This window comes from Aromatoleum aromaticum EbN1 (assembly GCF_000025965.1).
Classification (GTDB): domain Bacteria; phylum Pseudomonadota; class Gammaproteobacteria; order Burkholderiales; family Rhodocyclaceae; genus Aromatoleum; species Aromatoleum aromaticum.
This window is the reverse complement of sequence record NC_006513.1, coordinates 3,089,941-3,106,185: the sequence shown is the minus strand read 5'-3', so window position 1 is coordinate 3,106,185 and position 16,245 is coordinate 3,089,941. Positions and strand designations below refer to the sequence as shown.

16 protein-coding genes are annotated in these 16,245 nt (G+C 61.0%); 3 read left to right on the top strand and 13 right to left on the bottom strand.

Features of this window, described 5'->3' with window-relative positions; all coding sequences use genetic code 11:
- Positions 1–306 precede the first annotated feature (306 nt).
- From EBN1_RS14805 to pglX, 8 genes are all read right to left on the bottom strand, one after another.
- Positions 307–744, bottom strand: a complete 438-nt coding sequence (locus EBN1_RS14805; protein ID WP_011238779.1) for a hypothetical protein — start codon at positions 742–744, stop codon at positions 307–309.
- A gap of 18 nt (positions 745–762) precedes the next feature.
- Positions 763–1,056, bottom strand: a complete 294-nt coding sequence (locus tag EBN1_RS14800; protein WP_011238778.1) for a hypothetical protein — start codon at positions 1,054–1,056, stop codon at positions 763–765.
- Positions 1,057–1,162: 106 nt separating this feature from the next.
- Positions 1,163–1,333, bottom strand: a complete 171-nt coding sequence (locus tag EBN1_RS14795) for an AAA family ATPase (RefSeq protein WP_011238776.1) — start codon at positions 1,331–1,333, stop codon at positions 1,163–1,165.
- A gap of 51 nt (positions 1,334–1,384) precedes the next feature.
- A complete protein-coding gene (locus EBN1_RS14790; RefSeq protein ID WP_011238775.1) occupies positions 1,385–2,200 on the bottom strand; it encodes a DUF4435 domain-containing protein in 816 nt (271 codons plus the stop codon).
- The gene (locus tag EBN1_RS14785) at positions 2,197–3,252 is read right to left on the bottom strand and encodes an ATP-binding protein (protein ID WP_011238774.1); all 1,056 of its coding nucleotides are present in this window, start codon (positions 3,250–3,252) and stop codon (positions 2,197–2,199) included. The genes EBN1_RS14790 and EBN1_RS14785 overlap by 4 nt, the downstream gene beginning before the upstream one ends.
- Positions 3,252–3,905, bottom strand: coding sequence for an HNH endonuclease family protein (locus EBN1_RS14780; RefSeq protein WP_011238773.1), 654 nt, complete (start codon positions 3,903–3,905; stop codon positions 3,252–3,254). Before EBN1_RS14780 ends, EBN1_RS14785 begins: the two co-directional genes overlap by 1 nt.
- Positions 3,902–5,194, bottom strand: a complete 1,293-nt coding sequence (locus EBN1_RS14775; RefSeq protein ID WP_011238772.1) for an AAA family ATPase — start codon at positions 5,192–5,194, stop codon at positions 3,902–3,904. The genes EBN1_RS14780 and EBN1_RS14775 overlap by 4 nt, the downstream gene beginning before the upstream one ends.
- Positions 5,195–5,254: 60 nt before the next feature.
- Positions 5,255–9,307: a BREX-1 system adenine-specific DNA-methyltransferase PglX gene (pglX, locus tag EBN1_RS14770; protein WP_422103667.1), complete on the bottom strand. Its 4,053-nt coding sequence runs from the start codon at positions 9,305–9,307 to the stop codon at positions 5,255–5,257.
- 86 nt (positions 9,308–9,393) lie between these two features.
- Between pglX and EBN1_RS14760 the strand changes: the two genes are divergently transcribed.
- Both EBN1_RS14760 and EBN1_RS14755 read left to right on the top strand, forming a co-directional pair.
- The gene (locus tag EBN1_RS14760) at positions 9,394–9,633 is read left to right on the top strand and encodes a ribbon-helix-helix domain-containing protein (protein WP_011238770.1); all 240 of its coding nucleotides are present in this window, start codon (positions 9,394–9,396) and stop codon (positions 9,631–9,633) included.
- On the top strand, positions 9,633–10,049 hold the full coding sequence (locus EBN1_RS14755) for a putative toxin-antitoxin system toxin component, PIN family (protein ID WP_011238769.1): 417 nt from the start codon (positions 9,633–9,635) through the stop codon (positions 10,047–10,049). The genes EBN1_RS14760 and EBN1_RS14755 overlap by 1 nt, the downstream gene beginning before the upstream one ends.
- Positions 10,050–10,068: 19 nt before the next feature.
- Here the strand turns inward: EBN1_RS14755 and brxC are convergent, their stop codons facing one another.
- The 5 genes from brxC to EBN1_RS14730 all read right to left on the bottom strand — a co-directional run bounded on the left by brxC (position 10,069) and on the right by EBN1_RS14730 (position 15,992).
- Positions 10,069–13,680, bottom strand: coding sequence for a BREX system P-loop protein BrxC (brxC, locus tag EBN1_RS14750; protein WP_011238768.1), 3,612 nt, complete (start codon positions 13,678–13,680; stop codon positions 10,069–10,071).
- Positions 13,681–13,700: 20 nt separating this feature from the next.
- A complete protein-coding gene (locus EBN1_RS14745) occupies positions 13,701–14,279 on the bottom strand; it encodes a DUF1788 domain-containing protein (RefSeq protein WP_011238767.1) in 579 nt (192 codons plus the stop codon).
- Positions 14,276–14,881, bottom strand: a complete 606-nt coding sequence (locus EBN1_RS14740) for a DUF1819 family protein (protein WP_011238766.1) — start codon at positions 14,879–14,881, stop codon at positions 14,276–14,278. The genes EBN1_RS14745 and EBN1_RS14740 overlap by 4 nt, the downstream gene beginning before the upstream one ends.
- Entirely contained in the window at positions 14,878–15,768 is an 891-nt protein-coding gene (locus EBN1_RS14735) for a BrxR family transcriptional regulator (RefSeq protein WP_011238764.1), read from the bottom strand. Before EBN1_RS14735 ends, EBN1_RS14740 begins: the two co-directional genes overlap by 4 nt.
- An 86-nt stretch (positions 15,769–15,854) precedes the next feature.
- Positions 15,855–15,992: a hypothetical protein gene (locus EBN1_RS14730; protein ID WP_157866622.1), complete on the bottom strand. Its 138-nt coding sequence runs from the start codon at positions 15,990–15,992 to the stop codon at positions 15,855–15,857.
- Here EBN1_RS14730 and rpmE point away from each other — a divergent pair.
- Entirely contained in the window at positions 15,991–16,209 is a 219-nt protein-coding gene (gene rpmE / locus EBN1_RS14725) for a 50S ribosomal protein L31 (protein WP_011238763.1), read from the top strand. The genes EBN1_RS14730 and rpmE overlap by 2 nt on opposite strands.
- Positions 16,210–16,245 lie beyond the last annotated feature (36 nt).

Here is a 16,245-nt window from a genome sequence, read left to right as displayed (position 1 = left end):
GACATCGTGACCGCCCATTCCGACAACTCGCCGAAATCGGTCACGATCAAATCGGAATCCGCGGTCACGACCGCGGATTCACCGGTCACACTATTTCGGAATCAGCGGTCACGTTGGGTCGGAATCCGCAGCGCAGCAAGGGCAAGCTCAGTCAAGGCGGCCTCCATCCACATTCATCGTCAAACAACAAACCGAACCTGACGTCGCCTCATTGCCCTCTCTGTGCCACACGTCGCCAGATCACAGCCCCGGATCAATTGTGCAAGAACCTCTTGCACAAATTCCCAGAGCATAACCACAAGCTGCTCAAGCTCTACCGCGGACCGTGGTCAGCACCTCTGTCAGACGCTCCCGAAACGCCCGATAACTGCTCATCTCCATCGCCCGGTCCGGTTCGAAGGGATGCTCTTCCAGCCATTCGCGCAGTGCCTGGCTGAACTTCTCTTCGCCGAACACGCGCGCCAGCTCCTTCTTCGGATGCCTTTCGGATACCTGGTTGCCCGGCAGCTCTTCGAGTGCGCTGCAGTTCTGATACGGCGCCGTCCTGGCGGCGCACAGCAGCCAAGCTTCGGAAGTCGGTTTGGGCAGCATCGGCACGCCGCGCTGGAAGCCCGCGCGTTTGAAACCACGTTCAATGGATTGCCACTTCTCGGCCCAAGCGCCACCTCGTATCGAATGCGTGCCGTCGGTGTCCCGAAAGAAGACCGCTATAGCCAAATCAGCTTCATCCGTTTCGATCTGCAAGGCTAGATTTCCATAGGCCTACGCCATCTTCGTGAAGTAGCCGGTTTCCTGCCCCTGCTTCCTCCCCGTAAGGGAAACTGCTCGCCGATTGCCTCGAAGGTTGTCAGCCACATCATCCAGGCATTCCTTGGTGACATAGCGCAACCTCGTGGGCACATCCCTCAGCACCGAATACTTGAGCACGCTCTGAACGATCTGGTCGACCAGCACTGCCACCGGCCCAGCCTCGAAGGCATCACCGTCACACTGCCCAACCGGCATCGCACAGCGGCCGAGATCGCTCGGCCCTTCACCACTGAGCAACAACAGCATCAGCCCGCCTCCGCCGCTTCGCGGGCTGCATCCTCGTCATCCAGCGTCATGCATTCCTGCGCGAGCAGGTTGAGGTCCGTATCCACGAACGCCTCACCCGGCCCCATCACTGCCACTCGTCGATGCGCCCTTCCATCAGCTGTGCGATGAAGTCGATGGCCTGCAGCACGGTGGACTTGCCCGCGCCGTTCATGCCGACCAGGCAGTTGAACCGGTGCAGTCGTAACTTGAACTGAGCCAGTGACTTGAAGTTCCGGACTGCAATCAGCTCAATCATCGGATATCACCCCTCCAATCGACGCCATCCTGTGCGCACAAATCCGCTCCATCACTCAAACCCCATCCGCTGCCACACCACACCCAGATCGTCCGGGACCGCGCGGGTCCTGAGAACAGAAATCCGCCGTGTCCTGGCGTCCTTCTGACCCAGTAACCGGTCCAATAGCGGATGAACATACTTTGGGTAGAAACTCTTGGCGTGGATTCGCTGCGTACACAGCGTATGCAGCCCCTCCTCTGCCAACGCGGCCTCAAGCGCACGCACCGTTTCGACGATATTCTCAACATCGAGCGTATCTCGCCAGCCCAATAGCCTCTCACGCAGCGTCGGCTCGTCTGGAACATTCGGCGCATCAAGCACCGCATCCGGAAAGCCCGCCCCGCGCAGCCGCTGCCACAACGGCCGGATCTCCTGCCACAAAGCCGCGTGGCGAATCCATGGCCCCAGCCCATGCGAGAAAGCCTCGAGGAACGCAGCCTCGCCACCGGCAACCTTGTTTCGTTGCTTCTGCGGGAACGCAGCCCACAGCTCGCCGGGCTCGATCAGATAGCTTTCCAGGCAGAACCTCGGCAGCACCAGCAGGTTTGGCGTCTCCTGCATGTGCTGCTGGATCTCATCCTCCGTCCATTCATCGCGGTCGACGAGCCCCAGCCATTGCGGCTCAGCAGCGGCAATCTGCTGCACCATCCTTTTGTTGCCCGCCGCCACAAGATGCCACGCTTGCTCCCAAGCCGGGAACTTCTTGTCGAGAAAGATGCGGAAGGCATCCACATCGTCCGAGCCTTCGACGAGCAAGACCCGAGCCCCCGATTCCCCTACGAGCTGGGTGCGGATCTGCGCGATCCGCTCCTGCACCTTGCTCACTGCTCACCTCCGAGCTCGATGCGTTTGCCCGAGGCCTCATAGCGCTGCCATACCTCGGGCAGATGGGAGCTGATGATCAGTTGCCCGCCCAGATCGCTGACGAGCTTCTCCAAGCTCGACAACATGCCAGCCACCAAAGACGGGTGAAGATAGAGATCCGGCTCGTCGATCAGCACCACGGCACCCTTCTCCGCCCAGCGCGAAAGCAGATAAAGGAGGATCAGCACCTGGTGCTCGCCCGCACTCAACTCATCCAGGGTATGAAACTGAGCCCTGCGCCCCTTCAGCTTCACCCGCAGCCGGCCTTCACCGGGCTGAATATCCGGCTCGATCTCCTTGCCCGACAGAAAGCCGTTCAGCAGTCGGATCACCTCGTGATACTTGTGCAGCTGAGTGGTCTTCAAGGTGATCAGCGAGGCTTCAAGTTGGTCCTTCCAGTCCTCACTCGCCACGTGCTTCGTCAGCCAGCGTCGCCCCGGATTCTCGGCGATGTGCTCCCCCACATTGCGTCGTGCAGGCACCCAGCGCCGCTCCTCCGCATCCAGAAAGATCACATTGGGGAAGTCGACCTTGTCGAAGCTCAGGATCATCTTCTTTCTGGCCTCGGACCACGTCTGCAGCCAGGGCTGTCTGGGCATCAGCAGTTCGCGCTTGGGGTTGCCCGGCTTGCCCGTTCGCGCCACGCCTTCGCCGATCCAGACCACCTCGGCCAGTTCCGCCTGCAGAGCGTGACACCAGCTCAGCTCCCCGAACACCAGCCCCACCTCCTGGCCAGCGGTCGGCAAGCCCTCCAGCACCACGGCACAACCGCCCCAGCGCTGCAGCCATTCCCGCGCCGCGTGGTTTCTTGGCAGCGCCTTGCGATGGTCGAGCCAATAGCCCAACGCCTCCCACAGCATGGCAACTGCCCGCAGCAAGGTGGATTTGCCACAACCGTTGGGCCCCGAAAGCAGCGCCCGGGCCTCAATGCTGTCATCCCAATCGTTCGCCAGACTAATGGTCTGATCACCCAATGGGCCGGCGTCCTGAAAGTAAAGCGCCTTGATCTTCATCAACCTCTCCGTCTCTCCGGCTCTCGTTCGATTTCCCTGGCCAGAAAAGGCGCATGGCGGCGCAAACGATCCTGACTGATATCGCCGCAGTAGAACTCCTCTGCGTACTCTTCACGCAGTTTCAGGCATTCATAGTCATTGAGCTTGAGCCGATCGATCGTGGCTTGGACCTTCTCGCGGATGTCCGGCGGCAAATCTGGGGCCGGGATCACCTGATACCCGACCAGTTCCAGACGAAACCAGCCGTCCTCGATCTCGAAGGGGTCGAGGACATCGCGATAGACGTTCTTGCGGCTGTTCATCAGCGAGCACGCCAGCCGGTAGTTACGCCACTCGTAGATTTCTTGCCAGTCGGCCGACTTCGGTAGCATGTGGTCCACCGACGCAGCCCCGGTCACGCGTTCGATGTAAAAACTCATGTAAGCGCAGACACGGCTGTAGCTCTCGAGAAGCTCAGGCAAAGCTTCTGTCCAAAGGGAGGGAAACTTGTCGGCCGGAATTTCGTCTGGTGATGCTGCGATCATCGCCCTGGGCCTGCCCCTGCGTTTGGGCAACCCAGGCGCACCCGTCATCTCGGCAATCGCACGCAGGCCGGGCTGCCTGACCTTGCTGTCGAAATCCGCCGGCTCTGCGGCTTGCTCCACCCGGATCATGCCTGGCCCGCCAGTTGGTCACGAAAACCACTCCAGCGAATCCAGAACGCATCCACGTCGCTCAGGCTTGCCCGCAATTTGGCGTCGATGTCCTGCAACTGTTGTCTTTGCTCATCGGTGAGCGGCTGTTGTGTCATCGCAACCGTGCGCAGAAAACCGCGTGCCAGACCCAGCGCTTCCTCTGCCTGCACTGAAACCGGCTCCTTCAGGTTGAACACCTCGGACGCCAGCCAGCTGTTCACATCCCCTTTGCGCGACCAGGGATAGAGGGTCGCACGCACTTCGCCATCGACGAGGTCGAAGTCCCAGATGCAGTCGTTTTCAGGGTCGAAGTCGGGCTCGACCGATGCCAGCACCAGGGGTGAATGCGTGGCCGCCAGCAACTGCACGGGCACGTCGCGCGTGCCTGTCAGCGCATCCATCACGCTCAACAAGGCGGGGACGATACGCCGCTGCCACTGCGGGTGCAGGTGGCACTCGATCTCGTCGATCAGGAAGATGACTTCACGTGCCGGATTGACGCGAAAACGCTCGCAGGCCAGTTGGTGCTCACGCCAGGTCCACACCAGCAGATACGCCAGCGCGGCGATTCGGCGCATGCCGGCCGAGGCGTGAATCAAGGGTACGTCCTGACCGTAGGGCATACGCAGCGAAGGCAGATCCTTCACGCTGTCGCCCACGCGCATCGGGGTACCCGGTCGAATTTTCTCGACGCCCGATGGTGACAAGGCATCGAGTACCTTCACCAGGTCGTCAAAAGCAGGTTTGGAGGCCTCTTGCCACAGCACCCAGTCATGCAGCAGCCCGTTGCACAGCTGAGTCTTGCCATCGCTTGCCAGCAGGCCGTTCCAAACCTCGTCAGGGGTGAAGTCGAAGCTGCGAGGGCGATTCGACGCTGCTGCTTCACCTTTGTCGCCTTTCCAGTAATTGCGGGCAGGGTCCCATACCGAGAAGCTGCCATCGACGCCGGCATAGATCACCACACCGGGGATGGGTTGTCGTCCCTGGTTGATCGACCACTGCTGGGCTTCATGGTCAAACAGGCGCTTGCCCGCGTAGTCGCCCGTGCTGCCCGTGTAGCTGTAGCCAACGCTGGACTCGCCGGCATCTTGCCGAGGGGCTGCCATCACGCCGCGGGCCCAGGTACGCGTCAGTGCCCACCAGGCAATGTCGAGCACAAAGCTCTTGCCCAAGCCGTTGTCTCCGGTCAGAAAGTTCAGACGGGGCTTGAAGTCGATGGTCAGCTGCTGTGCAGGGCCGACGCCTTCGAGTGAGAGACGGTTCAACATGAGGATTTCGCTCCGCGCAAGACCACAACGAGGGTTGTAAGTTTACGTGCCATCGCCGGCTCACTCATCCCCCGCCCCACCCGTCACCGCCTTCACCTCCGCCAGCAAATCCCCGAACTTGCCATAGTTCACCTTCACCCCCTCGTCCAGATCCAGGCGGATGCGCATATCGGCGTAGTGGCGGAGCTTCTCGTCGTAGGCCAGCAGTTCGACGTGTTTCTTGCGCAGCTTTTCGATCTGCTTGTTGAGCTTGTTGCGCGTGGCGGTGCTGGGGGCGGCGGCGGCGTCTTTTTCCAGCATGTCGATGCGGGCCTGCAGCTTGCCGGTCAGCGGCACCACGTATTCGGCGCGCAGGCGGGCGAGCGTGCCTTCATGGTAGCGGTGCAGGTAGACCAGCGCCTGGAAGGCGCCCTGTTTGCCGCTGGAGAACAGCCAGTAGATGGGGCGCTTCTTGTAGGTCTGGAGGTGGTCCTTGAAGAACTTGTCGGCCAGATAGCGGCGGATGGTTTCGTCCGGCGTCTCGTTGGCCTTGGTGCCCAGGCTCTCGGCGAGCCAGGCCATGTTCTCGTCCAGCGTGTCGGCGCCCCACACGGCGCGCAGGAACTCGCGCACGCGGTTGGCGGCGTCGTCCTCGAACCAGAATTCGTCGGTGATCGGCACGATGCCGTCGGCGTCGGCCGGGAAGGTCTTGTAGCGGTTGGCATCGAAGCCGACGTTGCCGGCGTGGGCGTAGATGAGGCCGGGTTCGTCGAGGCTGTAGCGGCCCATCATGCAGCCGATGGCGTAGGAGACCAGTTCCTCCATGGTGTCCTGGCGGAAGCGGGTCCATTGCTCAACTTCGGTGAGGTTGCCGCCGTAGCGGTAGGCGGGGTTCACCGTGAGCGTAATTTGCTCGATGGGGACGTCGGGAGTGAGTTCATCCTGCAGACCGTAGGCATCGATGAAGAGGCGGTTGTTCTCCTCTTCAAGACGCTTCATCTCCACGATGGTGTCGTGGTTCTGGGTGACCCAGGCGGTGTAGCTGGACTCAAGGGTGGAGTCGGGGTCGGCGGAGGCGGTCAGGAGGGGAAAGGATTGGAAGTCCCAGGAGCGTTCGTAAGCGTCCCAGTCGGATCTGGTTAAACTGACGGCTGCTCGGCCGAGGCGAGAAATCTCCACACCCGTAAGGACCTCGTGTGGAGGTAAAGGCAACTGCGCGATATCACCTGGGTTGGCATGCAATGTGGGGTTGATGATCCGCAGCCAATCGGAGGTCGGTTTCGAATTGAGCATCGCACAAAACTGGTACTCATCAGAATCTGAAGCAGAGTAGATCCCGCCCCCAACCGTACTCGTAATAAACCCGTTGGGGCAGTACCTAGCACCAAATGACCCGGACGTGATATCCGACCAAGTGTTGCAGGGGCGAAAATAGTAATCTTCGCTCCTGACTTCTTTCGTGTAACTGCCGCCACCGTAGCGTTCGACAATCGACGCTTTGAGAAGTCGGCCATCGTTTTCCCAATTAATTAGGTAGGCAGTATTGCCATACCATTTTCTGAAGGACCCTCCCTTCAGCAAAGGGAACCATCTACCTAGCCGTCCCACTTCTTCTGATGACGGCTCTCGTTGAGTGTTGCTGAGCGAATAGTCGACTTCATGCCACAGACGAACCCAACGGAGGTCATCGCAAGTCGCAAGACCCTTGCGTACATGGGCACGCTCTTGCAGCGGTTCGAGGGTTGCGAAAACATCGAACAGCGCGCGGCTAACCCAGTAAGCCACCGGACTTCCCGGAATTTTCTTGAAATCATCCTGCGCCGTGGCATCAAAGCGGCACTGATTACTCCGCAACGCTGCTTCTTTGTCCGCCTCCTGCCCATCCACCAAGCGGAAGAATGTGGGTTTGAATCCGAAGAAATGCTGACCTTGCAGAACGAAGGCCGTGGTTTGTACGACTTCGCCAGAAATCTCGGAAAACGCTCTTGCGCCCAGATGCGCCATCGTCTCAATGGTTCGCTGTTCGAGCAACTTCTCCCGCATGGATTGAAAGGACGACAAGAACATCCAACTCTGCATCGTCACCATGCTGTTGAAGCCGTTGGGCTTGCACCAAGCAAAACCGCGCTCGATGAACATCGCAAACAGGTCGGACTTGCTATCGGGGAATGCGGCCTTGGCGAACTCCTTCAGCGCGCCGTTCATCCCCTTACCGCCCATATACGGCGGATTCGCCACCACCGCATCGAACTTCCGCCCCAGCACCTTCGCCTGCTCCACCAGCGGCAGCAAATCCTGCGCCGCCGCCTGCGCATACAGATCCCCGGTCTCGTTCGCCTTCCCCAGCGCCTCCGCCAGCGCCGGCAGTTGCGCATTCAACGCGTCCGGAATCTGGATCAGCGAGCCGAAGGTCTTGGCGTGTTCGAAGGTATCGAGCAGCGCCTTGATGGTGCCGCGCTGGATACCGAAGGATGCGAGGTGGGTGGCGAGTTCGTCCAGGTCCAGCCCCTTGCTCTCCTGCAGGCTCAGCACATTGAGCCGGGGCGGGTCGTTGAACAGGCGCCGGTCGTCGGCGCGGGCCTTCATCAGCAGGGCGAAGCCGGCGAGTTGGGCGGCGCGGTCGTCGATGTCGAGGCCGTAAAGGTTCTTTTCCAGGATCAGGCGCGGGATGTCGCGCAGGCGGTAGCCGCGTTCCAGGTAGATGCCTTTGAGCAGCGCGTAGGCTTCGACCAGGATGTGGCCGGAACCGCAGGCGGGGTCGAGCACGGTGATGGATTCGGGATCTAAAGGCGGAGTGGTTAGTGGCCAGTGGTTAGTGGTCAGAGAAGACGTGCCTGCAGTGCGGCGAGCATCTTCGAAATCTCCTCCAGCAGTGACAGTATCGGTGCGGCCTGTTCCTGCGTCAGATACTTGAGACGCACGGCAATCAGGATCTGCGTTTCCACTTCGGCCTTCGACCCCTGAGCGATCGACAGAAAATTGCGAAACTCCGCCCGTGACTTCCGCGCCTGACCTTCCGCGATGTTGGAAGGAATCGATACCGCTGCCCGACGTACTTGACTCGTCAGCCCATAAACCTCGTCTCTCGGAAACACCTTGGTGGCCTGATACACCTGCTCGACCAAGTTCATTGCCTTTTGCCAAACAATCAGTTCCCGATAATGCGTAATCGCCATCCCGCCCCTCCTGACCACTGACCACTGACCACTGACCACTCCCCTCCAGGCAGCGCTGCCGAATCAACTCATCCAATTGCGCCTGCACCTCGGGCGTCTGCTCGGCCGGTTCGATGTAGTACGGCCACTCGGCCTTGAGCGTACTGGCCGGGTTGGCCATCAGCCACAGGCGGCCGACGCTGTTCTGCACCAGGTATTGCACGATCCAGTTGGGGGTGAAGAGCTGGGTGGCGGCGGGGATGTCCTCGCTCTTGACCACCTTGCCGATGACCTGATCCTTCTTCTCGCTGATGTAGAACTGGTAGAGCCAGCCGATGATCTCGACCTCGGCCCAGTCTTCTTCCGCGATCTCGGCGACCAGCTTGGCGATGACCGAGTCGGTGCGCAGCAGGTTGTCGGGCAGCAGCAGCTCGGTTTCGTCGTCGATGCGCTCGAAGAGGAAGGGCATGGCGGCGGAAAGCGCGTTGCACTGGGCGACGAGCAGCAGGCGGTAGAGCTCGCCGTCCTTGTTGCCGGCAAGCTTCAGTTCCGTCACGACATCGGCGCCGAGGCCGGGCAATTGGCGGCTCGCGGCGAGGTCGGAGGCATGCGCGACGATGTCGGGCAGGCCGCCGGCGGTGGCGCTGGACAGCACGCGGTGGCCGTGGCCGAGGTAGTCGTGCAGTTCCATGTAGCGCAGGGCCGCGAAGCGGTTGAACCAGGTGTAGGCAACTGCTTCCATGGTCTGGGCGAAACCGTCACGCCGAATGCGTCTGATGAGCTGTTCGCGCTGCTCATGCACCTTCGCCGGCCATTCGCGGCCGGCGATGATCGCCACGTCACCCCGACGTTCGTTGGGCAGCACCTCCAGCTGGCCTGCAACTTCTGAGATGCCGAGCAGGTTTGCCCGTTGCGTGACGGCGGCGATGAAATCCTTGCGGGCCTGGGGGGCGTAGCTCTTCAGTTTTGATTTGTTCATGAGGCAGGTCTTGTTCGGGTTCTGGGGTGGCGCAGGGGGCGTGTTGAGCGTATAAACACATAAACACCGATCATCAGGAGAACCCGATGCCGACGACACGCTGGAATGTGGCGGTTTCGACCGAAACCGACCAGGCTCTGCGGATGTTTCTCGCCAGCCAGGGCGGCGGACGCAAGGGCGATTTGTCCCGCTTCATCGAGGAAGCGGTGCGCGCCCATATTCTGGAATTGAGCGCGGAAGAGGCGAAGGCGGCCAATGCCGACGTGAGCGAGAAGGATCTTTCCGCCATGGTCGAAGAGGCGCTTGACTGGGCCAAGGCGCAGTAATGCGGGTGGTGCTCGACACCAACATTCTGTTCAGCGCGTTGATCTCGCCGCACGGGCCACCGGACACGATTTACCGTGCCTGGCGCACGGCGCGCTTCGAACTGGTGACGTCCCGCACGCAACTCGAGGAAATCCGCCGCGCCAGCCGCTACCCGAAACTGCAGGCAGTGCTGCAGCCTGCCAAGGTGGGCGTGATGATCAACAACCTGCAGCGCGCGGTGCTGCTGGAAAAGCTGCCGGACCAGTTCAGCGCCGACGACCCGGACGACGCCTTTCTGCTGGCCATGGCTGCCGCCGGCAAGGCCGACTACCTCGTGACCGGAGACCGCCGGGCCGGCCTGTTGCAGCGCGGCCACCAGGGGCGCACCCGCATCCTGACGCCGACGGCGTTCTGCGCCGAGGTGCTGAAGGCCTGAACCCGGCATCACGCTTTTCTCATTGCAGCCGGGCACGCTGGCCGGCTTGAATGATCTTGAGCAGCTCCGACTTGAGGCGGACAAGGTAAGCGTCGACCTCGGCTTCGGTTTCCAGATAGGTCTTGCCGGCAAGATCAGCCACGCGGACGACCTTGCTCGGCTTGGGCGGAGCGACCGTCGGGCCGGTCTTGGTGGCAGTGTTCTGGTTGCCATGCTCGGCCGCGGTGCCGGGCGCTGTTTTCGGCGTGGCGGCTTCGATCATCGCCATCGCCGCATCGAGGGCGTCGCCGGCCTGATCCTGGCAGTAGAAGATCATCGGGATACTGGTCAGCCCGGCGACCTTGGTCTTGAGCTCCTGCAACTTGAGCAGGGCGCGATTGCGCAGGGCGGCGTCGGCATGGACCGCATCCAGAGCCTGTTCGACTTCTGCGATCTTGGCGTCGACGGACAACAGGGCGTGCTCGCGCCTGCCTTGGGCCAGCTCTTCATTGATCGCATCGACGGTGGCGATGAGCGGTTCGATCTGGCTCACCATGCCCCAGGGCGCGGAGTTGTCGCGGAGGCTTTCCAGAGTGCCCAATGCGGCTGCGGCATGGATGTTCTTGTCCAGCGCGTCGTGGTTGTCGGCGTAGCGCTCCAGCGCATCGAGCAGGCGTTGCCAGGTGGGGCGCTGAGTCTTGTAGAAGCTGGTAACGTCGTGAGCATCATCGGCAAGATCCAGCCAGGCGTCCCGATCCTTCACCAGTGACTCGACGAACTCGAAGCTGTCTGCGATGGCCAGTTGTTTGCCGATGCGGGCGACGACGGTATCGATGATGGTCTTGCCCGGATGGTGCTTGGTGGCGGCCAGCGGGGCATAGCCCTTGAGCTCGCTGTGCCAGCCCGCGAGCCGGGTGCGCATGGCGGCCACAAAGCCGTCTTCGTCCTCGGGCGGCAGACTGGAGAACAGCTCCTGATGCAGCTTGCGCGCCTTCTTGATGCTTTCCACGTCGGCGACCTTGCGCTTCAGGATGGAAACCTGCTTGAAGCGCGCCGACTTGGTGAGAGGTTCGATGGCCGCGCGGGGTACGAGGTCGGCGCTGTCCATGACGAGCTTGATTTCTCCCGCCATGAAGAGCCGTGCCACCAGCAGCACGACTTCCCACTCGGGCTTCCAGCCCCAGGGAATGCCGGTAAAGCGGGCGACGACCTCATCGAGCATCACGCGACTGGCGCTGGCCTTGAGCTGCAGGTATTCGCGCATTTCGGCCAGCGCCAGCGGATTACCCTCGTCTCCGCCCAGGGCAAGCTTCTTCTGGCTGATGTCGTCGGCCAACAACACCGCCTTGATCTCGGCGGTGGGGTCGGGATTGCGATGCTTCAGGTAGCCGAGCTTGGTATAGGTGTTGGTGATGAGGTAGTTGCCAAGCTCGTCCAGCAGGCTGCTGGCGTTACCGGCCTTGAGTTCGACGCGCTGGCCCAAGGCGTAGCAATCGCCCTCCAGCAGCATGGCGGACAACTGTTCCCGCAGACGGGTGCGCCGTTCGCGGTTTTCGTCCTTGCGGTTGAGGAGGATGGTGCGCAGCGACGGCGTGGCGTTGCTGGCCTTGGGGCTGTCGATGTACTTCTCGATCTGCCGGTAGAGGTTCAGCTCGATGTCGAAGCGCTCGCCTTCCGCGAGCTTGATCAGGGCGCGCCCGTGACCTTCGCTGCTGCGCAGGACGGCCCTGGCATCGGACAGGGTTTCGTAGTCGTCGCCGAGGGGCGAGACGATTTCGACACTGAGTTCGTGGGTGGCATTCTTGTAAGGAACGCCGTCGAGCAGGCGGTTGAAGTCGTAATCGCCCTTGGTGTCACGGTGACGGATGCGGGTGGCGCCCTGCAGGATGTCGTCGAACAGCAATTCACACAGCAGCCGGGCCTTTTCGGCCGAGGGGACTTCGACATTGCCGATTTCGCGGGCGACGTCGCGTTCTTCGTTGGTGAGGAAGAACCACAAGTCGCCGTTGCGGCTGACCAGCCGCTGCGCCTCGAGGCGGGCGAGGCTTTCCTGGATCTTGCGTTTGAGGGCGAGTTTGTCGGTGTCGATGCGATCCACGCACAAGGTGGCGAGGTTGTCGACGTTGGGTTTGACGATATCGCCGATGTAGCGGATCAGGAACAGCGCCTTGAGCAGAAGCACGTCATAGGCTTCGAGTGCGCCGTTTTGTGGTGCCTCGTCGATGGAACGCTTGGCGACGGTGTCGATGAAGCTTTCGATCGACGGATAGAAGTCGTAAAGCGGAATCAGCAAACCGACGGGATGGTCGGCATTGCGCACGGCCGCTGACTGGAAGGCGTCGAGCAGAGACCGTTCGCCGCGAGACAGGTGCTTGCCGGTGGCGCCGACCTTGCGGATGGATTCGAACACCTTCTGCAGCAGCGTGAACTGGTAGGGGGCGTAGGGATAGACGCCGACGAATTCGGCCGCATCCTTGTAGCTGCGCAGGTTGACCGAGTTGCCGACAAAGGCGAGTTGGTTGTTGATGATGTCGCCGGACTTTTCGAAGGTGTCACGCAACGCGCCATGGGCGGCCTCGGTCTTGGCCAGCAGGCGTTCGCCGATCACCTCGTCGGTGTTCGAACTGGCCAGCGACAGCCGGGTATGGAAACGCCCCTGGATCTTGGAGAAATCCTGCGATTTCGCCTTGTTTGCCTCGCCCAGGGCGGCGTCGATGTCTTCCTGACTGGTGACGATCACCCATGCCCTGCCCTGCGTGGCCGTGCCGAGCTGCTCGGTGATGGTTTGCAGCGTGAGCATGAGCTGGGTGTTGTCGCCGATGAACTGACCGACTTCGTCCACCAGGAAGATGATGCGATGGCCGGCAGGCCTGGTATCCAGATAGTCGCGCACCAACCTGGCGAAGGATTCGATGTTGATGCGGTATTCGTCGCGGGCGCGGTCGAACCACTGGCCGGCCGATTCGTCGCTTTGTTTGAGGGCTACGGCAAGGGCATGAACGACGTCATCGCGCAGAAAATCGACTGCATCGCGTTCAGCTTCCCACGTGGAGCCATTGCTTTGCGCGAAGGCAGATTTGAACGTGTCGTAGGCGTCCTTCTCTACGAGGTAGCGCTCCATGTGTGCGATGTGGGGTGCGTCCGCGCTAAAACCGAGTTTCTCGTTGAATACCCGCAGGAAGACCTGCAGGATGACGTCGCGCTCGTCTTTGCTGTCGGCCTTGGCGTCGATATTGAAGAGGATCACGTCCGCACTGCCGCGCACCGCGCGCTGAATGTCGGCGAGCAGCATCGGATCCTTGATCTTGCGCTCATCGAAGAATGCGGCGGCCCGTTTCCTTTCACCGGTGGCTGGGTTGGTCGCTTGGAGGCTCTCCAGCAAATAGGAGAGGATCTTGATGAAGTGCGACTTGCCCGAGCCGAAGAAGCCGGACACCCATACGCCCATGCGTGCCCCCAGCACCGGGTCGTTGGGGTTGTCTGCCGCCGCAAGATAGGCATCGAAGAAACGGCGGAAGTGGTCGGTGAGCTGCTTGGTGACGACGTATTCGTCCAGTTCCTGCCAAATGCTTTCGGCGTCTTTCTGGTCGGCCTTGATCACGCCGTTGATCGGACGGTCGATGGCTTTGGTGAAGAGTTCCCTGATCTGCATTATCGGTATCCGAAGTTTGGTCAAGGCACGAGCCGGAAGGCGCGGTAGTAGTGGTCTTCCGACAACTTGTTGAAGAGGCGTAGCGAGTAGCCGTCATAGCGGCCGGGGTAGAACATCAGCAGAGGCGTCTGCTTCATGTGCGGATGTAGCGCGGAGAGCAGCGTATGTGTGCGAAGCATGGGGTATGCGGCTCCCACCCCGGTGAGCATCAGGAGGTCTAGTGCGTCCGGATTGTGTTGCTGCACGATGCGCTCGGCGAGCTTGTCTTCCTTGAGCACGCGACGCAGAGATTCGAGCGCCTTGTCGTCCCCCTGCTTGCCTTGCATGTCGATGGCCTTGTCCAGCAGCTTGCGATCTTCGAGGAGGTTCACCACCAGCTCGAACAGGTCGAGCGTTGCAAAACTCAGGGGCGGCTGATGTTTCTTGAGAACGGGTTCGATCACGCTGGAAATGAAATTCCGCATGGCGATTTCCGCATCAGGCGGATAGTCGAAAATCCAGAAGCCAATCTCGTTGCCAAGGCCACGGTTCTGCAGGAAGTCCTCGGACGTGACGCGAGGCAGGATCTGATTGAGGCGGTCCTCGAAAGTGTCGGTCATTGCTTGAGTTCCATGGCGGCAAGCACTGCGGTTTCCGATCGCGCCTGCAAGTAGCGCAGCACCTCGGGGTGCAACATCGGGGGCGTCAGTTGCAGGTTGCGGGTGGATTCGAGATAGCGCGCTTCGGCCAGCATGCGCAGCACGACCTGCAGAAGCTTGGCCTGCGTGCCGGGCGACCACGTCCCCACTACGGAGTCGCGCTGTGCGCAATCAGCCAGAAAGGCGTCCCAGTTGGCGGGCGACAAGGTGTGCTCCAGTCGGCGCAAGTGCTCGGCCACCACATCGCGCATGAAATCCCCGAGCAACCGGCTGTGCTTGATTGCCGCAGCGAGCAGGATCTGCAGCGCGATTTCCTGTTCCCCATCGGCCACCATCTGCCAGCCCAATTCATCCAGCGTTTCCAGCCGATTGCGGATGAGTCGCGCCTGGCGACGGGCGGTGGCCGGAGACTTTTTTTGCAGGATGTTGTCGTGCTTGAGGGTGTCAACCCAGGTAACGCGATCCGGATGAGTGAGCAGCAGGCGGGCAATGCGGCGACTTTCGACCAGCATCAGAGAGCCAGCCGAGATTTCGGCGTTATAGAGCGCAGGAGATTTTGTCACCGTCCCGCTCCGCCATCGCCGGCTCCACCATAGCCCGGCGCGAGAGCGGCGCTCTCAACGTCATTGAGCGTTTGCGGATTCGCAAGCCAAAGGTGATGGCGAGAAGGATCCAGGCGGTGATCTACGGAGCAATCTACCCCCCAGCGCAGCACTGCGTAACCGGCCAGCGCGGCACGAACTTGAAGGTGCAATTGCCCATCCTTCATGCCGTAATCCGCCACGACCGCTTCCGGGTGCGAGAGTCCGGGATGCGGTACCAGTTGCAGGTCAACAATCCGGTTCCACTCTGTATCCGCCTGAATCTGCTCATGATCCGCGACGCGTTCTGACAGCGTCCGGACCTTGGTGATACGCGTCAGCACGAAGTCGGAAAAATGGCTTCGCTTGCGATCATAGGCGCGTACATGCCATCGAGAACCGTTGTCGGCCAGTGCCACCGGAACAATCACCCGTTTGGCGACACCGGAGCTCAAGGAGAGATACTGAATCTTCATTGCCTGTCCGGCATGAATCGCCCGGGTGAGTTCGGCCAGCACTGCGAAATCGGGCTGAACGAGATTGCCTGCTCCCTCGCATGGAATCGTGCGGCTGATCTTCAATGCCTGCCCATCGCCGAAGCCGTTCAGCAGCCACGAAAGCACTCGATCCGCAGAAAATCCAAAGACGGGGCGAAAGCGTGCAGTCGGCACGTACGCCTTCACATAGCGGTCGTAGATCAGATTGTCTGGCGCTTGCTCGCGGTAGGCATTGAGATCGCGGGTCGCCGCCGCGGGCTTGATCGAAAAGCGTGCCTCCAGATCGCCCCGCCGCAACTCCCCCACAAAGTACGCTCGCAATTCGAGGTACGCGAGACGCTCGCGTTGCGAGTGGGAAAGTGGCAGCGGCATAGCGACGATTCTGGGGTGAGAACGGCGTCATGGATAGTAGCAGTCTCAGCCCTACATGGGCATCATTTTGATGCTCACTATGCGAATCACTGAACACTGGCCGCCGCCGCCTCTACCGCGCTTTCATCCTTGCTTTTGCCCCCCTCATCCACGATAATTCCTCGTTTCCAATCAGCTCTCAGGGCGGCCACAGTCACCGCCCGCTCGTACAAGGGAATCATCATGAAAGCGGACATCCATCCCAAATACGCCGAAGTCCAGGTGACCTGCTCCTGCGGCAACACCTTCGAGACGCGCTCGACGCTCGGCAAGCCTGCGCTGCACGTCGAAGTGTGTGCGGCCTGCCACCCGTTCTACACGGGCAAGCAGAAGATCGTCGACACCGCCGGTCGTGTCGAACGTTTCCGCCAAAAATACGGCAACGTTCAGCGCCTCGGCTGATTCCTGGCCAAAGTCTAGAAAAGGCAGCTTCGGCTG

Bases quoted from the DNA above. Each gene is read 5' to 3' on its own strand.
- EBN1_RS14730 (WP_157866622.1), bottom strand. From the start codon at position 15,992: ATGATGATTCCCTTGTACGAGCGGGCGGTGACTGTGGCCGCCCTGAGA.
- pglX (WP_422103667.1), bottom strand. From the start codon at position 9,307: ATGAACAAATCAAAACTGAAGAGCTACGCCCCCCAGGCCCGCAAGGAT.
- EBN1_RS14755 (WP_011238769.1), top strand. From the start codon at position 9,633: ATGCGGGTGGTGCTCGACACCAACATTCTGTTCAGCGCGTTGATCTCG.
- EBN1_RS14800 (WP_011238778.1), bottom strand. From the start codon at position 1,056: ATGCTGTTGTTGCTCAGTGGTGAAGGGCCGAGCGATCTCGGCCGCTGT.
- EBN1_RS14775 (WP_011238772.1), bottom strand. From the start codon at position 5,194: ATGTTGAACCGTCTCTCACTCGAAGGCGTCGGCCCTGCACAGCAGCTG.
- EBN1_RS14795 (WP_011238776.1), bottom strand. From the start codon at position 1,333: ATGATTGAGCTGATTGCAGTCCGGAACTTCAAGTCACTGGCTCAGTTC.
- EBN1_RS14785 (WP_011238774.1), bottom strand. From the start codon at position 3,252: ATGAAGATCAAGGCGCTTTACTTTCAGGACGCCGGCCCATTGGGTGAT.
- EBN1_RS14745 (WP_011238767.1), bottom strand. From the start codon at position 14,279: ATGACCGACACTTTCGAGGACCGCCTCAATCAGATCCTGCCTCGCGTC.
- EBN1_RS14780 (WP_011238773.1), bottom strand. From the start codon at position 3,905: ATGATCCGGGTGGAGCAAGCCGCAGAGCCGGCGGATTTCGACAGCAAG.
- EBN1_RS14760 (WP_011238770.1), top strand. From the start codon at position 9,394: ATGCCGACGACACGCTGGAATGTGGCGGTTTCGACCGAAACCGACCAG.
- brxC (WP_011238768.1), bottom strand. From the start codon at position 13,680: ATGCAGATCAGGGAACTCTTCACCAAAGCCATCGACCGTCCGATCAAC.
- rpmE (WP_011238763.1), top strand. From the start codon at position 15,991: ATGAAAGCGGACATCCATCCCAAATACGCCGAAGTCCAGGTGACCTGC.
- EBN1_RS14735 (WP_011238764.1), bottom strand. From the start codon at position 15,768: ATGCCGCTGCCACTTTCCCACTCGCAACGCGAGCGTCTCGCGTACCTC.